The 19,532-nt window shown below is 63.5% G+C and carries 17 protein-coding genes and 1 pseudogene; 12 read left to right on the top strand and 6 right to left on the bottom strand.

All coding sequences use genetic code 11. The features are described 5' to 3' along the window. The first annotated feature begins 196 nt into the window (after positions 1-196). From tsaA to XM53_RS17385, 5 genes are read left to right on the top strand one after another with little or no spacing between them, the layout of a single operon-like run. On the top strand, positions 197-667 hold the full coding sequence (gene tsaA, locus XM53_RS17405) for a tRNA (N6-threonylcarbamoyladenosine(37)-N6)-methyltransferase TrmO (protein WP_057795620.1): 471 nt from the start codon (positions 197-199) through the stop codon (positions 665-667). A 32-nt stretch (positions 668-699) separates the two neighbouring features. After that, a complete protein-coding gene (locus tag XM53_RS17400) occupies positions 700-1,491 on the top strand; it encodes a molybdate ABC transporter substrate-binding protein (RefSeq protein ID WP_057795618.1) in 792 nt (263 codons plus the stop codon). A gap of 1 nt (position 1,492) precedes the next feature. After that, a complete protein-coding gene (locus XM53_RS17395; protein WP_201455433.1) occupies positions 1,493-2,521 on the top strand; it encodes an iron ABC transporter substrate-binding protein in 1,029 nt (342 codons plus the stop codon). Continuing rightward, positions 2,494-3,516 (top strand): FecCD family ABC transporter permease, encoded by a 1,023-nt coding sequence (locus XM53_RS17390; protein WP_057795616.1) that lies wholly within the window; start codon positions 2,494-2,496, stop codon positions 3,514-3,516. Before XM53_RS17395 ends, XM53_RS17390 begins: the two co-directional genes overlap by 28 nt. Next, positions 3,516-4,340, top strand: coding sequence for an ABC transporter ATP-binding protein (locus XM53_RS17385; RefSeq protein ID WP_201455432.1), 825 nt, complete (start codon positions 3,516-3,518; stop codon positions 4,338-4,340). Before XM53_RS17390 ends, XM53_RS17385 begins: the two co-directional genes overlap by 1 nt. Here the strand turns inward: XM53_RS17385 and XM53_RS17380 are convergent. After that, the gene (locus XM53_RS17380) at positions 4,295-4,504 is read right to left on the bottom strand and encodes a TOBE domain-containing protein (protein WP_057795614.1); all 210 of its coding nucleotides are present in this window, start codon (positions 4,502-4,504) and stop codon (positions 4,295-4,297) included. The genes XM53_RS17385 and XM53_RS17380 overlap by 46 nt on opposite strands. Positions 4,505-4,615: 111 nt before the next feature. Between XM53_RS17380 and XM53_RS17375 the strand changes: the two genes are divergently transcribed. The 7 genes from XM53_RS17375 (at position 4,616) to XM53_RS17345 (ending at position 12,790) form a co-directional block, all read left to right on the top strand. Then, positions 4,616-5,770, top strand: coding sequence for a putative sulfate/molybdate transporter (locus XM53_RS17375; RefSeq protein ID WP_057795612.1), 1,155 nt, complete (start codon positions 4,616-4,618; stop codon positions 5,768-5,770). Between the two features lie 105 nt (positions 5,771-5,875). Continuing rightward, positions 5,876-6,763 (top strand): LysR family transcriptional regulator, encoded by an 888-nt coding sequence (locus tag XM53_RS17370; RefSeq protein WP_057795610.1) that lies wholly within the window; start codon positions 5,876-5,878, stop codon positions 6,761-6,763. A 92-nt stretch (positions 6,764-6,855) separates the two neighbouring features. After that, a complete protein-coding gene (locus tag XM53_RS17365; protein ID WP_057795608.1) occupies positions 6,856-7,332 on the top strand; it encodes a formate dehydrogenase subunit gamma in 477 nt (158 codons plus the stop codon). Continuing rightward, on the top strand, positions 7,329-8,837 hold the full coding sequence (locus XM53_RS17360) for an NADH-ubiquinone oxidoreductase-F iron-sulfur binding region domain-containing protein (RefSeq protein ID WP_057795606.1): 1,509 nt from the start codon (positions 7,329-7,331) through the stop codon (positions 8,835-8,837). The genes XM53_RS17365 and XM53_RS17360 overlap by 4 nt, the downstream gene beginning before the upstream one ends. After that, positions 8,834-11,767 (top strand): formate dehydrogenase subunit alpha, encoded by a 2,934-nt coding sequence (gene fdhF / locus XM53_RS17355; protein WP_057795604.1) that lies wholly within the window; start codon positions 8,834-8,836, stop codon positions 11,765-11,767. Before XM53_RS17360 ends, fdhF begins: the two co-directional genes overlap by 4 nt. Beyond that, positions 11,767-12,594, top strand: coding sequence for a formate dehydrogenase accessory sulfurtransferase FdhD (gene fdhD, locus XM53_RS17350; RefSeq protein ID WP_408006088.1), 828 nt, complete (start codon positions 11,767-11,769; stop codon positions 12,592-12,594). Before fdhF ends, fdhD begins: the two co-directional genes overlap by 1 nt. After that, positions 12,584-12,790, top strand: a complete 207-nt coding sequence (locus tag XM53_RS17345; RefSeq protein ID WP_057795600.1) for a formate dehydrogenase subunit delta — start codon at positions 12,584-12,586, stop codon at positions 12,788-12,790. Before fdhD ends, XM53_RS17345 begins: the two co-directional genes overlap by 11 nt. 176 nt (positions 12,791-12,966) lie before the next feature. Here the strand turns inward: XM53_RS17345 and XM53_RS17340 are convergent, their stop codons facing one another. The 5 genes and pseudogenes from XM53_RS17340 to XM53_RS22610 all read right to left on the bottom strand — a co-directional run bounded on the left by XM53_RS17340 (position 12,967) and on the right by XM53_RS22610 (position 19,525). Continuing rightward, positions 12,967-13,563, bottom strand: coding sequence for a DMT family transporter (locus tag XM53_RS17340; protein WP_236544540.1), 597 nt, complete (start codon positions 13,561-13,563; stop codon positions 12,967-12,969). Positions 13,564-13,778: 215 nt separating this feature from the next. Then, a pseudogene (locus XM53_RS17335) lies at positions 13,779-14,938 on the bottom strand (IS3 family transposase). 321 nt (positions 14,939-15,259) lie between these two features. Next, a complete protein-coding gene (gene gyrB / locus XM53_RS17325) occupies positions 15,260-17,677 on the bottom strand; it encodes a DNA topoisomerase (ATP-hydrolyzing) subunit B (protein WP_057795595.1) in 2,418 nt (805 codons plus the stop codon). A 154-nt stretch (positions 17,678-17,831) separates the two neighbouring features. Further along, positions 17,832-18,932, bottom strand: coding sequence for a DNA replication/repair protein RecF (recF, locus tag XM53_RS17320; RefSeq protein WP_057795594.1), 1,101 nt, complete (start codon positions 18,930-18,932; stop codon positions 17,832-17,834). Positions 18,933-19,099: 167 nt separating this feature from the next. Then, the gene (locus XM53_RS22610) at positions 19,100-19,525 is read right to left on the bottom strand and encodes a type II toxin-antitoxin system PemK/MazF family toxin (protein WP_082631076.1); all 426 of its coding nucleotides are present in this window, start codon (positions 19,523-19,525) and stop codon (positions 19,100-19,102) included. Positions 19,526-19,532 lie beyond the last annotated feature (7 nt).

The following is a 19,532-nucleotide window of genomic DNA, read 5'->3' as shown; positions in this document are numbered from 1 at the left end:
CGACGCCGGGTCGAGGCTGGCCGTGGGCTCGGCAAAAGCGTCTCCCATGGACTGCAAAATTTCCCAACTTGCAAATCTTTCGCCGCCACGCACACTATGCGATGGCACGAACAAAGTTCAAGCCAACAAAAAGAAAGAAAAGACACGCGAAGACTGACCGTCCTTCTGGTGTACTGCAAAATTTCCGGAGCTCGCCATGAGTGACCCAGACATACGTCCCGGTGAAACCACCGTTGAGCTACCCGCGCCCGGTGATGCGGCGCTGCGTTTCATAGGACGGATTCGCACGCCTTGGGCGCAGCGCGAAGAGTGCCCGCGCCAAGGCCGGATGGACGGGCCCGAGTGTCGGATCGAACTAAATCCTGTCTGGCACCCGGCTCTGAACGGGCTGGAAGACTACGACATGATCGAAGTGCTGTACTGGCTCGATCGCAGCCGCCGGGACCTCGTGCGCCAAAGTCCGCGCAGCGACGGGGCGACCATCGGCACTTTTGCCCTGCGCTCGCCCGTGCGGCCCAATCCGATCGGCACGTCGCTTGTCCGGCTAGTACGGATCGACGGCGGCACGCTGATCGTGCGCGGGCTGGATTGTCTCGACGGCACGCCGCTGATCGACGTCAAACCCGACCGCTGCGCCTTTACCCCCATGGCGCCGCCGAAATCCTGAATATCCCGAATGTAAAGAATGGACGACAGACCATGCGACACATTTCCCTGCTGGCAGCGGCCCTCGGCCTTGCGATGAGCGCCGCGCAAGCCCAAGATCTCTCCCTTTATGCTGCGGGCAGTCTCAAGGCCGCCATGTCGGATGTGGCCGCAGACTACATTGACAGGTATGGCACGCCCGTCGCGACCAGCTTCGGTCCCTCCGGTCTGATGCGCGAGCGGATCGAGGCGGGAGAGACGGCGCATGTCTTTGCCTCTGCCAATATGCGCCACCCCCGCACGCTGGAAAGCGCCGGCAAGGGCGGCCCCGTCGCGCTCTTGGCCCGCAATCGCCTTTGCGGTCTGGCGCGGCCCGAGGTGGAAGTGACACCCGAGACGCTACTCGACGTCATGCTAAACGAGACCACCCGTCTGGGCACGTCCACGCCCAAGGCGGACCCGTCGGGCGATTATGCATTCGAACTGTTCGACAAGTCCGGCCATGCCGACGCGCTGCAGGCAAAGGCTCTGCAACTGACCGGCGGGCCTGACAGCGCCGCGCCGCCCGAGGGGCGCAACACCTATGCCTGGGTGCTGGACAGCGACCAGGCCGACATCTTCCTGACCTATTGCACCAATGCCGTGCTTGCCCGGAAAGAGGTTCCGGACTTGCAGATCGTGCAGATCCCCGAACCGTTGTCGGTCGGCGCGGATTACGGCCTGATCGTGCTCGACGGCGCGCCGCCCGAGGCATGGAAACTGGCGCTGCACATCCTGTCACCGGCAGGTCAGGCCGTATTGGCGGAGTACGGGTTCGACGCCGCCGCGGTGCCGAAAGGAGAGTGACGTGAGATATCTGCTGCTGATGCTGATGGTGTTGGCGCTGCCGGTTCAGGCGCGCACGATCACCGACAGCGCCGGGCGCGTCGTGGAGATCCCCGACGATGTGACCACCGTTTTCGCCGCCGGTCCACCAGCCGCCATCCTGCTCTACATCATGAAGCCCGAGGCGATGACCGGCTGGCCCCGCGCTCTGCGTCCAGAGGAGCGCGCCTATATCGCCGCGCCCTATCGCGATCTGCCCGAAACCGGCCGTCTAACCGGGCGCGGCGGTGAGGCGAACCTGGAGCGTGTGCTGCAGATCGCGCCCGACCTGATCCTCGATTTCGGCTCGGTCCGAGACACCTATGTCGACCTGGCGGACCGTGTGCAGGACCAGACCGGCATCCCCTATATCCTGATCGACGGACGGTTCGAGAACACGCCCGCCGCACTGCGCCTTCTGGGCGAGGCACTGGGTGTGCCGGAACGCGGTGAGGCGTTGGCCGAAGACGTCGAGGCCACCTTTGCCCGGATCGACGCCATTCTGGAGGACGTCCCCGAGGAGGACCGCCCCCGCGTCTATCTGGCCCGCGGTCCCGAGGGGCTGGAGACGGGCATGAAGGGTTCGATCAATTCCGAGATCATCGAGCGGGCGGGTGGGCGCAACGTGGCCGACGATCGCGGCGCGACGCGCGGTCTGGTGCAGGCGTCCATGGAACAGGTTATCGTGGCTAACCCGGACACCATCGTGACGTGGGACCCCAATTTCTTCGGCAAGGTCTTTGAAGACCCGCTGTGGCAGGGCATCGACGCGGTCGAAGACGGGCGGGTTTATCTGTCGCCCACCGCACCCTTCGGCTGGATCGACCGGCCGCCATCTCTGAACCGGATGATGGGGCTGATCTGGATGGCCGGATTGCTGTATCCTGACCGGTGGGAGGGTGATCTGCGCGCGGAAACCCGCGCCTTCTACGACCTCTATTATCATGTCGACCTGAGCGACGAAGAACTTGAGAGGCTGCTGGCATGGGCCGAGGGACGACAGCCGAACTGAGGGGCTCGAAGCCCGGCCTGACGTTGACCGGCGGGATGGCTCTGTGCGTGGCCGTGCTGGCCTTCGGTGCGGTGATGATCGGGCCCTATGGTCTGTCCCCGGGCCAGACTCTCGCTGCGCTTGTTGGCCGGGGCGATGGCCAGGCTGAAATCGTGGTGTGGAACATCCGCCTGCCGCGCGTCGCGGCGGCGCTGCTTGTCGGCGCGGCGTTGGCGGCGGCGGGGGCCAGCTATCAGGCGCTTTTCCGCAACCCGCTGGTGTCGCCGGATATCCTGGGCGTGTCCGCCGGTGCCGGGCTTGGCGCGGTTGCCGGGATATTCCTGTCGCTGCCGGTGGCGGCGATCCAGGCGTCGGCCTTTGTCGGCGGCATGGCAGCGGTGGGCATCGTGACGCTGGTGGCGTCGATGGTGCGCAACACCGACCGGACACTGACGCTGGTGCTGATCGGCGTGGTGATCGGCGCGCTGGCCGGGGCCGCGACGTCACTCCTGAAGGTGATGGCCGACCCCTACGACCAGCTGCCGGCGATCACCTTCTGGCTTCTGGGCTCGCTCGCCGCGATCACCACAGAGGATATCCTGCCCGCGCTGCCCATGGTGCTGATCGGACTCGTGCCGCTGGCCCTTCTGCGCTGGCGGATCAACGTCCTCAGCCTCGGCGACGAGGAGGCGCGCGCGCTGGGGGTCGAGGCCGGGCGGACGCGGTTCCTGGTGATTGCCGCCGCCACGCTGATCACCGCAAGCGTCACGGCGCTGGCCGGCGTGGTGGGCTGGGTCGGGCTGGTGATCCCGCATATCGCGCGGATGATCGTCGGCCCCGGCTTTGGCCGGCTCCTGCCCGCTTCCGTGCTGATCGGCGCGGGCTATCTTCTGATCGTGGACACCGCCGCCCGGACGATGGCGCATGCCGAGGTGCCGTTGGGTATCCTCACCGCGGTGATCGGCGCGCCCTTCTTCGTGTGGTTGCTGGCCCGTGGCCGGCGGGGATGGTCGTGATGCTGCAGGCGCGGGAGCTTGCCATCGGCTACGGGCGCATGCAGGTGGGCGCGGATCTGAGCCTGTCGGTTCAGGCCGGAGACATCCTTTGCCTGCTCGGCCCTAATGGATGTGGAAAGACCACGCTTTTCCGCACCCTCCTGGGTCTGCTGCCGCCGCTGGCCGGTGAGGTGCGGCTTGGGGACACCCGGATCACCGCACAGCGCCGCGCCGAGATCGCCCGGCGCATCGCCTATGTCCCGCAAGCCCATGCACCGCCCTTCCCGTTCGAGGCGCAGGAAGTCGTCCTAATGGGGCGCACCGCGCGTCTGGGGCCATTTGCCCAACCGGGCAAGGCGGATCGTGATGCGGCACAAAAGGCCATGGACCAGCTTGGGATCGGCGACCTTGCCGCGCGCGACTATTCGCGCCTGTCCGGCGGTCAGCGGCAGCTTGTCCTGATCGCGCGGGCGCTGGCGCAGGACACGCCGCTGATCGTGATGGACGAACCCACCGCAAGCCTCGACTTCGGGAACCAGGCGCAGGTGCTGGCGCGGATCTCCGGGCTGGCGCAGGGCGCGTCGCCTGAGCGGCGCGGGATCATCCTGTCGACCCATGACCCCGACCAGGCCTTCGCGCTCAATGCCCGCGTCCTGCTGATGCACCAGGGCCGGATTATGGCGGATGGCCCGGCCAGCGAGGTGCTGACCGCGCACAACCTGAGCACGGTCTACGGCATCCCCGTGACCATCGAGACCACCGGGTCAGGCCGCAAGGTCTGCCTGCCGTCCCTTCACCTTCAGTCGGACCCGACGATCACGTCCGACGCCTTGACGATTGCGTAGGCCGTCTTGCCGACCTCCAGCCCCAACTCCTCGACCGACGCATTGGTGATCATCGCCGTCACGGTGGTGTCGCCGCCAAGGTCGATCAGCACCATGGCGTTGACCGCGCCTTTGTCGATGGCGGTCACGGTTCCGGGCATCTTGTTGCGTGCGCTGAGTTTCATGGCGGGTGTCTCCTGTAATTTTGGTTTCCTTGTACACGGTATGGTCAACAACCGCGATTTCAACTCTTTAGGATTGATTTCGCGTCGCGTGGGAAACGCGGAGGAATTGCGATGAGCCCGCGCGCGTCAGATCGGTTTCGCTTTGACCTGCGCGAAGTGAACGGGGCCCTGGGAGATCTGGGCACGCTGCTGCCGCTGACGATCGGGGCCATCGCCCTTGTGGGGCTGTCGGCGACACAGGTGCTGCTGGGCTTCGGCCTGTTCTACATCGTCACCGGCCTGATCTACCGCCTGCCGGTCCCTGTCCAGCCGATGAAGGCCATCGTGGCCGTGTCGCTGGTGGCCGAGATCTCGCCCGCGTCCATCGCGCTGAGCGGGATGCTGATCGGTGCGGCGCTGCTTTTGCTGGGGGGAACGGGCGTCATAGACCGGATCGCGCGGCTGGTGCCGCAATCGGTGCTGACCGGGCTTCAGCTCGGGCTGGGCCTGGGGCTGGCCTGGATATCACTCGGGCTGATGGCCGGGCAGCCGCTGATCGGTCTGCTGTCCCTCGGGCTTGCGGCTGCAGCATTGCGGCTGGGGACACATGCGGCATTCATGACGCTGGGTTTCGGCGTGGCGGCGGGCCATTTCGTCGGCCACGAGGCCCTCCCCGATCTGTCGGGCGCTGCGGCTCTGGGCTGGCTGGCGCCGGTTCCAGACCTTGAAGATATGCGTATCGCCATTGCCGACCTCGCCCTGCCGCAATTGGCCCTGACCCTGACGAACGCCGTTTTCCTGACCGCGCTCGTGGCGCAGGACAGTTATGGCGCACGCGCAGCGCGGGTGACGCCCAAGCGCCTGTGCCTGACCTCGGGTGCCGCCAACCTGGCCCTGTCCCCGTTCGGAGCCTTGCCGATGTGTCACGGGGCCGGAGGCGTGACGGCGCATCACCGCTTCGGCGCACGCAGCGGGGGCGCACCGGTTATGCTGGGGGCCGCGCTTTTGCTGGTGGCGCTGCTGCCGCAAGACCTGCGGCACATGGCTTTGTTGGCGATCCCGTCTGCAACGCTGGGGGCCTTGTTGCTAATTGCCGCGGTCGAGCTTGCCGCCAATCGCCGGCTTTTCGATGCAAAGCCGTCGTGCAGGCCTGTCATCGCGATCACCGCGCTCACGACGCTTCTGGGCAACCCGCTGATCGGGCTGATCCTCGGCACGCTTGCCGAGGCGGTTCGAAAGGCCGTTCTTGCCCGTCTGTGGGGCCAAAAAGCGGAAGAACCGGAATGACGAAGCCACTGCATCTGGCCACGGTGTCGAGAAAGCCGCGCCCGGGAAAAGACAGATCATTCAAGAAATCTATCAGGACTGCCGGTTTCGATTTGCTTTACGCACATGATTGACAAGCTCGAAATGTTCATCGCCGTGGCCAAAGAGGGCCATTTCGGTCGCGCGGCCGCCGGTCTGGGCATCACCCAGCCGACCTTGTCGAACGGGATCAAGACGCTGGAGGATCAGCTTGGCGTGCAACTGATCTTTCGCGGATCGCGGTTTGGCGGGCTGACGCCGGAAGGTCAGACCGCGCTGGACTGGGCCAGAAAGATCGTCGGCGACACGCGGCAGCTGCGCGAGGAAATGCGGGTCAAGCGCGATGGCTTGTCGGGGCAGTTGCGCATCGCCGTCATTCCGACGGCCCTGACGGTGGCGGCGCGGCTGTGTCAGCGCTTCAATGCCAGGCATCCGAAAGTGCATTTTACCATACTGTCGCGCACATCGATCGAGATCATGTCGATGCTCGACAATCTCGAGGTCGATGCGGGCATTTCCTATCTCGACAACGAGCCGATGGGGCGTGTCATCACCGAGCCGCTCTACGAGGAGCGATACATGCTCGTGTGCACGAGCGATTCCCCCTTTGCGAACCGGCAAGACGTGGCGTGGGAGGAGCTGTCGGGCGAAAAGCTCTGCCTGCTGACGCCGGACATGCAGAACCGGCGGATTATCAACAGGAATTTCTCCGCGGCCAACGTCTCGCCCAAGACATGTATCGAATCCAATTCCACGATCGTTCTCGTGGCCAATGTCGAATCCGGCGGCTACCTGACCGTGCTGCCCGAGGAACTGGCGCGCTTCCTCGTGGCCGGAAAGCCGCTGACCGTCGTGCCTCTGACGGGCCGCGAGCCGTCTCACGCGGTCGGCCTCGTGGCCCCGTTCCGCGAGCCGCATACCCCTGTTCTGGATGCCCTTCTGCGGACCGCGAGGAAGCTGTCGAAAGCGGATTGATAGCCTATCCCTATCGGTCGACCGATCTGCGATATTGTCGTCGGCCCGCACCTTCTGTCTGCTTGAAGCCATTGGACGCAGGAGGTCAGCCCATGCAATCAGCCGCCCCCACACCCACCGAAGACGAGATCGCCGCGCTTATCGAGTCGAATGCCGATCTGGAAGGTCCGTTGCTGCCGATGCTGCACGCGTTGCAGGAGAGCTTCGGCCACATTCCGCGGCCTGCCATGCAGATGATCGCGGATCGGCTCAACATCACCAAGGCCGAGTTGCACGGTGTCATCAGCTTCTACCACGATTTTCGCGAGGCCCCTGCCGGCAAGCATGTTCTGAAGATCTGCCGCGCCGAGGCCTGCCAGGCGATGGGCGGCAACGCGCTGGCCGAAGAGACGCTGGCAAAGCTGGGGCTGGACTGGCACGGCACCACGATCAACGGCGCGGTCACGGTCGAGCCGGTCTATTGTCTTGGACTGTGCGCCTGCGGCCCGGCCGCGATGATGGACGACCGCTGCGTGGGCCGCGTGGACCGCAGACGCATGGATGCGCTGCTGGCGGAGGCGGGCGCATGAAGGTCTATGTTCCCATGGACAGCGCCGCCAAGGCGCTTGGCGCCGAAGAGGTTGTGGCGGCGTTGCAAGAGGCCGCCCCCGAGGCGCAGGTCATCCGCACCGGGACCCGTGGCATGATCTGGCTGGAACCGCTTGTCGAGGTCGAGATCGATGGCATCCGCCACGGCTTTGGCCCCGCGACGCCTGTGGATGCGGCGGCCATTCTCGATGGCAGCAGCGCCAAGGCGCTCGGCCCGGTGGACGATCTCGACTGGATGAAGCGCCAGACCCGGCTGACCTTCGCCCGCGTCGGCGTGATCGACCCGCTCTCAATGGACGACTACGAAGCACATGGCGGCCTTGCCGGACTGAAGCGGGCACTGACGATGACCGGCCAGCAGATCGTGGACGAGGTCAAGACGTCCGGCCTGCGTGGCCGGGGCGGCGCTGGGTTCCCGACGGGGATCAAGTGGCAGACCGTGCACGACTCCGACGCGCCGCAGAAATACATTGTCTGCAATGCCGACGAGGGCGACAGCGGCACCTTCGCCGACCGCATGATCATGGAGGGCGACCCCTTCACCCTGATCGAGGGCATGGCCATCGCCGGACTGGGTGTCGGCGCCACCAAGGGATATGTTTATCTGCGCTCCGAATACCCCGATGCCATCGCGGTGATGACCCGCGCGGTCGAAATCGCCCGCGCCGAGGGGGTGCTCGGCGAGAATATCCTCGGCTCGCCGCACAGCTTTGACATGGAGATCCGCAAGGGCGCGGGCGCCTATGTCTGCGGCGAGGAAACGTCCCTGCTGAACTCGCTCGAAGGCAAGCGCGGGGTTGTCCGCGCCAAGCCGCCGCTCCCGGCCCTCGAAGGGTTCCTGGGCCGGCCGACCGTGGTCAACAACGTCATCAGCCTGGCCACCGTGCCGGTGATCTTCGAGAAAGGCGCCGAGCATCACGCCAGCTTCGGCATCGGCAAGTCGCGCGGCACCATCACGCTTCAGATCGCGGGCAACGTGGCGCGCGGCGGCCTGTTCGAGACCGGCTTCGGCGTGACCTTGGGCGAAGTGATCGACGATCTTGCCGGCGGTACCGCCACCGGCCGCCCGTTCAAGGCGGTGCAGGTCGGCGGGCCTCTGGGGGCCTACATGCCGCGGTCGAAATTCGACGCGCCGATGGGCTACGAGGAATTCGGCGCCGAGGGCGGGCTCATTGGCCATGCAGGGCTGGTAGTGTTCGACGACACCGCTGACATGCTGGGCATGGCGCGTTTCGCAATGGAATTCTGCGCGGTGGAAAGCTGCGGCAAATGCACCCCCTGTCGGATCGGCGCGGTGCGCGGGGTGGAAACCATCGACCGCATCGCGCGCGGCGATGCCGACGCCGTGACCATCCTCACCGATCTTTGCGAGACGATGACCGACGGGTCGCTTTGTGCTCTGGGCGGCTTCACGCCCTATCCTGTCATGTCTGCGCTCACCCACTTTCCCGACGAATTCTCGACCACCAAGGAGGCCGCAGAATGAAAGACCTGATAATTCCCGACGACCGCGACATGGGCACCCCCGCCAAGACGGGCGAGCCCGTGACCCTGACAATCGACGGCTTCGAGGTGACCGTGCCCGAAGGCACCAGCGTGATGCGCGCGGCGGCCGAGGTGGGCATCCAGGTGCCCAAGCTTTGTGCCACTGACAGCCTTGACGCGTTCGGTTCCTGCCGCCTCTGCGTGGTCGAGATCGAAGGCCGGCGCGGCACGCCCGCCTCTTGCACCACGCCCGTTGCACCCGGCATGGCCGTGCACACGCAGTCGAAGAAAGTGCGCAAGATCCGCACCGGGGTGATGGAGCTTTATATCTCCGACCACCCGCTCGATTGCCTGACCTGCTCGGCCAATGGCGATTGCGAGTTGCAGGACATGGCCGGCGCCGTGGGCCTGCGCGACCAGCGCTACGAGGCCGGGCGCAACCACTATGACGCCAAGGGCGGCACGCTGGCGCAGGGCGACACCCGGGCCCGGGTCTCCGAGGGCGACAAGGGCAATCCCGAGTACATCCCGGCGGACACGTCGAACCCCTATTTCAGCTATGATCCCAGCAAGTGCATCGTCTGTAACCGCTGTGTGCGCGCCTGCGAAGAGGTTCAGGGCACCTTTGCCCTGACGATCGAGGGGCGTGGGTTCGAGTCCCGTGTCAGCGCCGGCACGGCCGAGGACGATTTCCTCGCCTCGGATTGCGTCAGCTGCGGCGCCTGCGTGCAGGCCTGCCCCACCGCGACGCTTCAGGAGAAATCGGTGATCGAGATCGGCACGCCCAACCGCTCGGTCGTGACCACCTGCGCCTATTGCGGCGTCGGCTGTTCCTTCAAGGCCGAGATGCAGGGCGATGAGCTGGTCCGCATGGTGCCCTACAAGCACGGCAAGGCGAACCGGGGCCATTCCTGCGTCAAGGGGCGCTTTGCCTATGGGTATGCCCATCACAGCGACCGCATTCTGAACCCGATGATCCGCGACCGGGTGGACGAGCCCTGGCGCGAGGTCGGCTGGGACGAGGCGCTGGACTTTGCCGCGTCGAAAATGCTGGGTTTGCAAGAGACCTACGGCAAGAAATCCATCGGCGTCATCACCTCCAGCCGCTGCACCAACGAGGAAACCTACCTGGTGCAGAAACTGGCGCGCTCGGTCTTTGGCAACAACAATACCGACACCTGCGCCCGCGTCTGCCATTCGCCCACCGGCTACGGGCTGGGCCAGACCTTCGGCACCTCCGCCGGCACCCAGGATTTCGACAGCGTCGAAGACACCGACGTGATCTTCGTCATCGGTGCCAACCCTACCGACGGCCACCCCGTCTTTGCCAGCCGCATGAAAAAGCGCCTGCGCCAGGGGGCCAAGCTGATCGTGATTGACCCGCGCCGGATCGACTTGGTGAGATCAGCCCATATAGAGGCCGCGCATCACCTGCCCCTGCGGCCCGGCACCAACGTCGCCGTGGTCACGGCGCTGGCGCATGTGATCGTGACCGAAGGGCTGATGGACGAGGACTTCATCCGCAGTCGCTGCGACTGGGAAGAGTTCCAGGAATACGCCGCCTTCGTGTCGGACCCGCGCCACAGCCCCGAGGCGACCGCGCTGCTGACCGGCGTCGATCCGCAGGCGTTGCGCGCCGCGGCGCATCTCTATGCCACGGGCGGCAACGGCTCGATCTACTACGGCCTCGGCGTGACCGAGCACAGCCAGGGGTCGACCACCGTGATGGGAATCGCCAACCTCGCCATGCTGACCGGCAACCTTGGCCGGCGCGGCGTGGGCGTAAACCCGCTGCGCGGGCAGAACAATGTGCAGGGCGCCTGCGACATGGGCTCGTTCCCGCACGAACTGCCGGGCTATCGCCACGTCAAGAACGCCGACGTGCGCGAGATGTTCGAGGCGCTCTGGGGCACCGAGATCGACCCCGAGCCGGGCCTGCGTATCCCCAACATGCTGGACTGCGCGGTCGACGGCACCTTCAAGGGCCTCTACTGTCAGGGCGAGGACATCCTGCAATCTGACCCTGATACCAAGCATGTCGCGGCGGGCCTTGCGGCGATGGAATGCGTCATCGTGCATGACCTCTTCCTGAACGAGACGGCCAACTACGCGCATGTGTTTCTGCCAGGCTCCACCTTCCTGGAAAAGGACGGCACCTTCACCAATGCCGAGCGCCGCATCAACCGTGTGCGCGAAGTGATGAAACCGCTGAACGGTTATGCCGACTGGGAGGTGACGCAGCTGCTGGCCAACGCGATGCTGAAGAAATCCGGGCGTGCGGAATGGACCTATACCCATCCCGCCCGCATCATGGAGGAGATCGCGGCCACCACGCCCTCTTTCGCCGGGGTGGATTATGCCCTGCTGGAAACCAAGGGCAGCGTCCAATGGCCCTGCAACGAGGAACATCCAGACGGCACGCCGCTGATGCACGTGGACAGCTTCATGCGCGGCAAGGGCAAGTTCATTATCACCGAGTACGTGGCGACCGATGAAAAGACCGGCCCGCGCTTTCCACTGCTGCTGACGACCGGGCGCATCCTGTCGCAGTACAACGTGGGCGCCCAGACCCGGCGCACGGAGAACACCATCTGGCACGAGGCCGACGTGCTGGAAATCCACCCCCACGACGCCGAGAACCGGGGCGTGAACGAAGGCGACTGGGTCAAACTGGCCAGCCGGTCGGGCGAGACCGCCCTGCGCGCCAAGATCACCGATCGGGTCAGCCCGGGTGTGGTCTACACCACCTTTCACCACCCCGACACGCAGGCCAATGTCATCACCACGGATTTCTCCGACTGGGCCACAAACTGCCCGGAGTTCAAGGTGACGGCGGTGCAGGTCAGCCCATCCAACGGGCCGACCGACTGGCAGGAGGACTACGCGGCGCAGGCCGCGCAGGCCCGCCGCATCCTTCCGGCGGCGGAATGATGGGGGCGGGTTTCTCTCCCAGCCAAAGCCGCTCGGGCCTGTCCATACAGGCAGAGGGCGCGCGCATGGTCACCCGCGCCCTTCCCGAGGAACTGCCGGTGGCGCTGGTCTTCGACGGCTCGACCCAGGCGGTGATGATGGCCACACCCGACGATATCGAGGATTTCGCCCATGGCTTTGCCGTGACCGAAGGAATCGTGACCGAGCCCGCCCAGATCGAAGGCTTCGAGATAGCCACCCATGAGCGGGGCATCGAGGCCCGGTTCTGGCTGCGGGCGGACCGGCGCGAGGCGCTGGCGGCACGCCGCCGTTTCATGGCCGGGCCGGTGGGCTGCGGGCTGTGCGGCATCGACTCGCTGGAGCAGGCGGTGCGCGACATGCCAGACGTGGCGCATGTCGGCCCAAGTTTCAGCCGGGACGACATTGCCCATGCCGCCGACGCGCTGTCCGATATCCAGCCCCTGCACCGCCGCACCCGCGCGACCCATGCCGCGGGCTTTGTCCTGCCAGGCAAGGGCGTTGTCATGGCGCGCGAAGACGTGGGCCGCCACAACGCGCTTGACAAGCTGATCGGCGCGCTCTGGCGCGCGGGCCGCGACCCGGCGTCGGGTGCGTTCGTCATGACCAGCCGCCTTTCGGTCGAGTTGGTGCAGAAATGCGCCATGGCCGGCTGCGGCACGCTCATCGCCGTCTCCGCCCCCACGGCCCATGCCCTGCGCCTGGCCGACGCGGCGGGCATCACGCTGGCCGCCTTTGCCCGCGGCGGCGGTTTCGACCTTTATTCTAACCCGCACCGTATTTCCCACGAGGTTCCCGATGTCGCCTGAGAAACTGGTCATGATGGCCAACCAGATCGCCACGTTCTTCAAGTCCCAGCCCGGCAACGACCAGGCCGAGCGCGTCGCGAACCATCTGCAGGATTTCTGGGATTCGAGAATGCGTCGCCAATTCTGCGACTACGTGGAAAACGGGGGCGAGAACGTCGATGATATAGCGAGAAAGGCGGCAGGACTGATCACTTGAGTTGACATGAAAATTTCTCATTGGCCACGCACGAAGGGCGCGTCGGTTCATTCCAAGACGTTTCCGCGCAGGGGGCTCCGTAGCTTGCTCCTGCAGGGAACGGCAACAAGGTGTGTCGCGACGGCAGCATGACTTGCTCAGCTTGGATGTCACCACAGGTCCGAGTTGCCTTCGCTCTAAGGAGAGGTAATCGGCGGTGGTTTTCGTCGCTTGTCCGACAGCGCATTGCCCACGATGGCTGCGAGTAGAACTGCGCCGCCAATCAGAGTGTTGACGCTCGCGGTTTCCCCAAGAAAAAGCCAGAGCCAGATCGGTCCAAGCAAGACTTCGGCCAGAGACAACAGGGCAAGTTCCGCCGCGGGAAGGCTGCGCGAACCCAGCGTGTAGAGGATCAGACCGGCTCCGACCTGAAATGCGCCCATACCCATCGCAATGCCGCTGTCATTCGGAATCAGAATAACCGAGAGCCCGGAGCCAATGCAGATCGCCAGTGTGATAACGACGGCGAATAGACCTGAAAGAAAGACTGCGGGCAGCATCTCTCCCGTCCGCCCCCACCGAAGCGCCACGGTGAAGACGGCAAAGCCGAACGCTGAGCCAAGTGCCGCGAGACTGCCTTTCAACGCAACGCCGCCCGACTTGTCGGCGACCATGATCGCGATCTCGCCAATGGAAACGACAATCGCGATCCAGGTTGCGACGCGCACGCCTTCACGCAGAACGATCCATCCCAGAGTCGCGGCCATAAACGGCGCTGTCGCAAACAGCAACATGGCGTTCGCAACGAGGTATTCTGAGTCGCGTAGATCCCACCGGAATAAGCGGCGACGAGCGAAAGCGCGGCAATAACAGCAGGCAAGCCAATGCGGCGGATCTGAACATAAGGGCTTTCGCCGGACCGCATTCGAATAAGCAGGTAGAGGAACAAGGACAGGCTTATCGACCTATAAAGCAAGATCTGCGACCTGCCCCCCCGAGGCTCCCTCATTCATAACGAGAGTCTGCGGGTCTGGTTTTCGTATTCGTCGTCGTTGGTTTGGGCAAGCGCGTCGGGCGCGGAGCCCTCAAGTTGCTCAAGCGTCCGGCGCGCTTCTGCGGGTGTTTGGTTTCCGAGAGATTAGTGCGGTCTGACGTTGTTGTAGTCATAGCGCCAGAGCGCCAGCTTGCGGCGGGCGTCATTTAGGCTATCGAACATCTCCTCGTTCAGAAGCTCATCCCGCAAGCTGCCATTGAATGACTCGATGAAGGCATTCTGCTGCGGCTTGCCTGGGTTGATGTAGTGCCAGTCGACGCGGTTGTCGCCCGCCCATTTCAGGATTGCCCGGCTGGTGAACTCGGTCCCGTTGTCGCTGACAATGCTGGCCGGTCTGCCATAGACCCGGACAAGCGCGTCCAGTTCACGGGCAACTCTCGCGCCTGGTATGCTGGTGTCGGCCATCAAGCACAGGTTCTCACGGCAGCAATCGTCGTTCACCGCCAGGATGCGGAATCGGCGCGATGCTCCGAACGTGTCCGAAAGGAAGTCCAGCGACCAGCGTTCACCTGGCTGCAGAGCTTCTGGCATCGGTGTCCGCGATCCCCGCGCCCGTTTGCGGCCCCGTCGTCGCCTGACGCCCAGCTTCTCTTCGGTGTAGAGCCGATACAGCTTCTTGTGGTTCATGGTCATTCCCTTGTGTTCCAGCGTCACGCCGATCCGCCGGTAGCCAAACCGGCGTCGTTTAGCAGCAACGGCCCTCATCTCCTTTCGGATGTCAGGATTGTCCGGCGGGCGTTCACGTCGGACCGTCTTCGGATCGACACCGACAAGTCGGCAGGCCCGGCGTTGCGAGACGTCATGATCCCGCATCGCTCTGAACGCTGCCTCTCGCCGCTCATTCGGCGTCGTCAGTTCTTTCCCAGCAGATCCTTCAGAACAGCATTGTCCAGCATCGTATCGGCCAGCAGGCGCTTGAGCCTGGCATTCTCGTCTTCCATCGCCCTCAGCTTCGCGACGTCGGACACCTCCATGCCACCATACCTCGATTTGTATTTATAGAAGGTCCCTTGGCTGAGGCCGTGCTTGCGGCACACCTCCGCCGTTGGCATCCCGGCTTCCTGCTCTTTGATCATCCCGATAATTTGGGCTTCCGTGAAACGGCTCTTTCGCATTCGTTTGCTCCTTCGAAAGGTTGAGCAAACTCTACATTAGAACGAGGGAAGTTTCTGGGGGCAGGTCATCGGGCAAAAGCTCCGCGAAGTGAGAGTTAGCGGTTACTCATGGGCAATGGCAGAATTCAGCAATCGACAAGTGACAACCGAAACGAAGACGCCCGACCGGATTCGGCCAATAGCAGCCGCGCCCCCAAATTACTGCCGAAAACATTCGTTCACCCAAGCCTCTGGTAACTCAAGAAAAACCGGGATACATGATCTTCCGCGGCACGATAAAATATGCGCACCGCGAAAAAATATGCGCGCGCCTACAAGCTGTCAGAAATCCAGATTCTCGACGCTTAGCGCATTCTGCTGGATAAACTCACGACGAGGCTCCACCACGTCACCCATTAGCTTGGTAAAGAGGTCGTCCGCTTCCGCTACGTCATCGACCTTTACCTGTAATAGCGTGCGCGCCTCGGGATCCAGCGTCGTTTCCCAAAGCTGATCGGGATTCATCTCGCCCAATCCTTTGTACCGTTGAAGAGCGAGGCCTTTTTCACCTTCCTTGAGTATTGCTTCCAGCAGGTCGAGAGGCCCATAGATCGACTGCGACCGGTCCTTACGGTGCAGAGTCGCCGGCTCATTGTAGATTTCGCGCAGTCCTCTGGTGAGTTGCCCCAGACGCTTTGCCTCGCCACCGCGCAGGACCGGGCCGTCGAGAGTTCGCACCTCTTCGACGCCGCGCAGGATGCGCGAAAGGCGAATGCCATGATCCTGGGTTTGCCTCCCCTGCCAACCGCGCTCGTACTCAAGGGCAATCAGGTCCAGACGCTTCGCCACACTGTCGGCGACCGATTGGATATCAGCATCCGCGCGCCCCGGCTCGAACGCCTCGGCAATCGCGGCCTGTTCCAGAATATGCCGCGGGTAATGCGTTGGGAACGCCTCAAGGATACGACTTGTCTGACGTGCCTCCTCGACCACGCGAACAAGGTCTTGTCCGGTGATATCTTCTCCGGATCCAAGCCGCAGCACGGCGTCTTCCGTGCCTTGCGCGATCAGGTAATCTTCCAACGCCGGCGTGTCCTTCAGGTACACCTCGGATTTGCCCCGGCTGACCTTGAAAAGCGGCGGCTGCGCGATATACAAGTATCCGCCTTCGATCAATTCCGGCATCTGTCGGTAGAAAAACGTCAAAAGCAATGTACGGATATGTGCGCCGTCCACGTCGGCGTCCGTCATGATGACAATCTTGTGGTATCGCAGCTTCGCGATGTTGAATTCGTCGCGCCCGATACCGGTACCAAGCGCCATGACCAGGTTGCCGATTTCCTGGCTCGACAGCATCCGGTCAAACCGGGCCCGCTCCACATTCAGGATCTTGCCGCGCAGTGGCAGGACCGCCTGCGTCGACCGGTCTCGCCCCGTCTGAGCCGAGCCGCCGGCGCTGTCGCCCTCGACAAGAAATAGCTCTGTCTTGGAAGGGTCTTTCTCGGAGCAGTCTTTCAGCTTGCCGGCAAGGTAGTTCACGTCGAGAGCCGTCTTGCGCCGCGTCAACTCTCGCGCCTTGCGCGCCGCCTCGCGCGCCATGGCTGCCTCCATGATCTTGCCGACGATCATCTTGGCGTCGTTCGGATTTTCCTCGAACCATTCGGACAGCTTTTCGTTTACCAGGCCCTCGACAGCCGGACGCACCTCCGAACTCACCAATTTGTCTTTCGTCTGGCTAGAGAATTTCGGATCGGGAACTTTGACAGACAACACACAGGTCAGCCCCTCGCGAGCATCGTCCCCGGTAAAGGTGACCTTTTCCTTCTTCGCGATCCCGCTTTCGGCCGCGTATTTTTGCAATACGCGGGTCAGCGCGCCCCGAAAGCCTGCAAGATGCGTGCCTCCGTCTCGCTGGGGGATGTTGTTGGTGAACGGCAGCACCGTCTCGTGATAGCTGTCGTTCCACCACATCGCAACTTCGACACCGATGTCGTCGCGCTCGCCGGTGACAAAGATCGGATCAGTCATCAACGGCGACTTGCTGCGGTCCAGATAGCGGACGAATTCCTGAACACCACCGTCGTAATGCAGTTCTGTTTCCAGCGGCTCGGCAGGCCGTTCGTCGCGCAGAATGATGCGCACACCTGAATTCAGGAAGGCCAGCTCGCGCAGTCTTTTTTCAAGTATTTCAAAGCTGTATTCGAGGTTCGAGAACGTGTCCAGCGAGGCCAGAAAACGCACTTCGGTCCCGCGCTTGCCCTCGGCGTCGCCGACCACTTCAAGATGTTTGGCGGTCTCGCCCCGCTCGAAGCGCGCGACGTGCTCTTTGCCGGCCCGCCAGACGCGCAGTTCCAGCCAATCCGATAGGGCGTTAACCACCGACACGCCGACGCCGTGCAAGCCCCCGGAAACCTTGTAGGAATTGCTGTCGAATTTCCCACCTGCATGTAGCTGGGTCATGATGACCTCTGCCGCGGACACGCCCTCTTCCTCGTGCATTTCCACCGGGATGCCCCGGCCATTGTCGCTGACGGAAATGGAACTGTCCTTGTGAATACAGACACTTACGTGGTCCGCGTGACCTGCCAGAGCCTCGTCGATGCCGTTATCGACGACCTCGTAGACCATGTGGTGCAGGCCAGAGCCGTCATCGGTGTCGCCGATATACATGCCAGGGCGCTTGCGAACAGCCTCTAACCCTTTGAGAACCTTGATAGAATCAGCGCCATATTCTTCGGGGGACGCGGCGGGCTCTGCCATGCAGATTATCCTTTGTTCATTTTGGTATTTTATACGATTTCCGGCAGGGAATGTCACGCGATAGGCACAAGATTTTGTGGTTAACGATCAGATGCTTAATATCGGTATCGCGTCGGTATACAGGTGGTATCGCGTCGGTACCATTTTCGCGATTTCAGCAGGGATTAACGGAGGAGGTTGCCTCGTTCTCCGTGACCTCGAATTTCTGCACCCGATCGCCCAACTCCGTGAACAGCTCCGGCCCTGTTCCTGTCATCCAGGCCTGTGCACCCAAGGCACAGATCTCGTCGTAAAGCGCCGCACGACGGGCTGCGTCCAGATGCGCGGCGACCTCGTCCAGCAGCAGGATCGGCGGCGCGCCGAAATCCTGCGCCAGCGCGCGCGCGTTGGCGAGGATCAGCGACACCAGCAGCGCCTTCTGTTCGCCGGTCGAGCATTCCGCCGCAGGCACCCCCTTGGCCGCATAAACGCCGTAAAGATCGGCGCGGTGCGGGCCCACCAACGTGCGTCCGGCGGCGATGTCGCGAAAGCGGCTTTCGGACAGGGCGTCGCGGAAATCGGACTCGGTGCCGGGCATCTCGCCCTCGGTCATTGTCAGCTCCAGTTCGGCCACCGGGAAGGCCGTTTCGGCCCGCGCCTGCGCCTCGGTCAACTGCTCCAGTGCCGCCACGCGGTTCGCGTGGATCGCAATCCCCGCCTCGGCCATCTGCCGCTCCAGCGCGACGTACCAATGCCCGTCCCGCACCTGATCTTTCAGCAGGCGGTTGCGCTCGCGCATGGCCTTTTCATAGGCCAGTGTCGCCTCGGCATGGGAGGGCGCGAAGCTGAGCGTCATACGGTCCAGAAACCGCCGCCGGCCCTCGGCCCCTTCGATCCACAGCCGGTCCATGGACGGGATCAGCCACAGGACCCTCGCGACACGGCCCAGCGCCACCTGCGAAGCGGCCTTGCCGTCGATCCTGAGCTGCCGTGCGCTGCCCTCTTCGGACCATGTCTCGATTTCGTGGACCTGATGCATCGATCGCAAGACGCCGGTCAGCTTCCATCCGATGGCATCCGGCCGCCGCGCCATGTCCTGCGCCGCCGCACGGCGCAAGCCGCGCCCGGGTGAGAAGAGCGAGACCGCTTCCAGGATGTTGGTCTTGCCCGCCCCGTTCGGCCCGTAGAGCGCGACGGGGCGCGCATCCGCCTCGATCCGCACGCTTTTGTGCGACCGGAAATGCGAAAGGCTGAGCGATGAGAGATAGAGCGGCATTGAATTCAGTAATCCGGTCTGAAACACACGACATCAACAAAAAACCCCGCGATGAAGCGGGGTTTTCAGCATCAGGCCGCGGCTTGACTTCGCCGGAGGACCTGATGGCCCCTGGTGGGGTCTTAATGCGGATGTCTCCAGAGCCGCGACGCAATACATATGTGCGTTCAGATGTATTTTGTCAAATCCGTCAAAGCGAGACCGTTCAGAATACATCGCTGGATTCGGCGCAAATCATCCAGCGGAATGGTTTCAGTCTGATAAATTCGTTTTCCGGTACCGTCTTTGCCGAGAACGAGAAGATCGATTCTGTGAAATCCGGCGGCATAGATCATGTCACCCTTCACCCAACGCGGCTTGCGGCCCCAGCGCGGCGGAAGTTCGAAAGCAATATCAAGCTGGCAGTGATAGGGCATGGGCTGGTTGGGAGTCGTCGTGCTGAGAGGGACGACAGTACAAAGGCCTGCACGGGGCTTGATCGGTTTGGACACCACGACGCAGAGTCGCGGTTTCACCATCTCGGGCGCTTTGAATGCCGCGTCGAAGCCAACTCTTACGACTGAACCTTGCTTGGGATGAAACTTAAGGCCCAAAAGGCCC

The organism is Roseovarius atlanticus, from assembly GCF_001441615.1.
Lineage (GTDB): Bacteria > Pseudomonadota > Alphaproteobacteria > Rhodobacterales > Rhodobacteraceae > Roseovarius > Roseovarius atlanticus.
Note: the sequence above shows the minus strand (reverse complement) of the source record. Positions and strands in the feature narration are given on the sequence as shown.

Bases quoted from the DNA above. Each gene is read 5' to 3' on its own strand.
- tsaA (WP_057795620.1), top strand. From the start codon at position 197: ATGAGTGACCCAGACATACGTCCCGGTGAAACCACCGTTGAGCTACCC.
- XM53_RS17400 (WP_057795618.1), top strand. From the start codon at position 700: ATGCGACACATTTCCCTGCTGGCAGCGGCCCTCGGCCTTGCGATGAGC.
- XM53_RS17390 (WP_057795616.1), top strand. From the start codon at position 2,494: ATGGGCCGAGGGACGACAGCCGAACTGAGGGGCTCGAAGCCCGGCCTG.
- XM53_RS17385 (WP_201455432.1), top strand. From the start codon at position 3,516: ATGCTGCAGGCGCGGGAGCTTGCCATCGGCTACGGGCGCATGCAGGTG.
- XM53_RS17380 (WP_057795614.1), bottom strand. From the start codon at position 4,504: ATGAAACTCAGCGCACGCAACAAGATGCCCGGAACCGTGACCGCCATC.
- XM53_RS17375 (WP_057795612.1), top strand. From the start codon at position 4,616: ATGAGCCCGCGCGCGTCAGATCGGTTTCGCTTTGACCTGCGCGAAGTG.
- XM53_RS17370 (WP_057795610.1), top strand. From the start codon at position 5,876: ATGATTGACAAGCTCGAAATGTTCATCGCCGTGGCCAAAGAGGGCCAT.
- XM53_RS17365 (WP_057795608.1), top strand. From the start codon at position 6,856: ATGCAATCAGCCGCCCCCACACCCACCGAAGACGAGATCGCCGCGCTT.
- XM53_RS17360 (WP_057795606.1), top strand. From the start codon at position 7,329: ATGAAGGTCTATGTTCCCATGGACAGCGCCGCCAAGGCGCTTGGCGCC.
- fdhF (WP_057795604.1), top strand. From the start codon at position 8,834: ATGAAAGACCTGATAATTCCCGACGACCGCGACATGGGCACCCCCGCC.
- fdhD (WP_408006088.1), top strand. From the start codon at position 11,767: ATGGGGGCGGGTTTCTCTCCCAGCCAAAGCCGCTCGGGCCTGTCCATA.
- XM53_RS17345 (WP_057795600.1), top strand. From the start codon at position 12,584: ATGTCGCCTGAGAAACTGGTCATGATGGCCAACCAGATCGCCACGTTC.
- XM53_RS17340 (WP_236544540.1), bottom strand. From the start codon at position 13,563: ATGTTGCTGTTTGCGACAGCGCCGTTTATGGCCGCGACTCTGGGATGG.
- gyrB (WP_057795595.1), bottom strand. From the start codon at position 17,677: ATGGCAGAGCCCGCCGCGTCCCCCGAAGAATATGGCGCTGATTCTATC.
- recF (WP_057795594.1), bottom strand. From the start codon at position 18,932: ATGCCGCTCTATCTCTCATCGCTCAGCCTTTCGCATTTCCGGTCGCAC.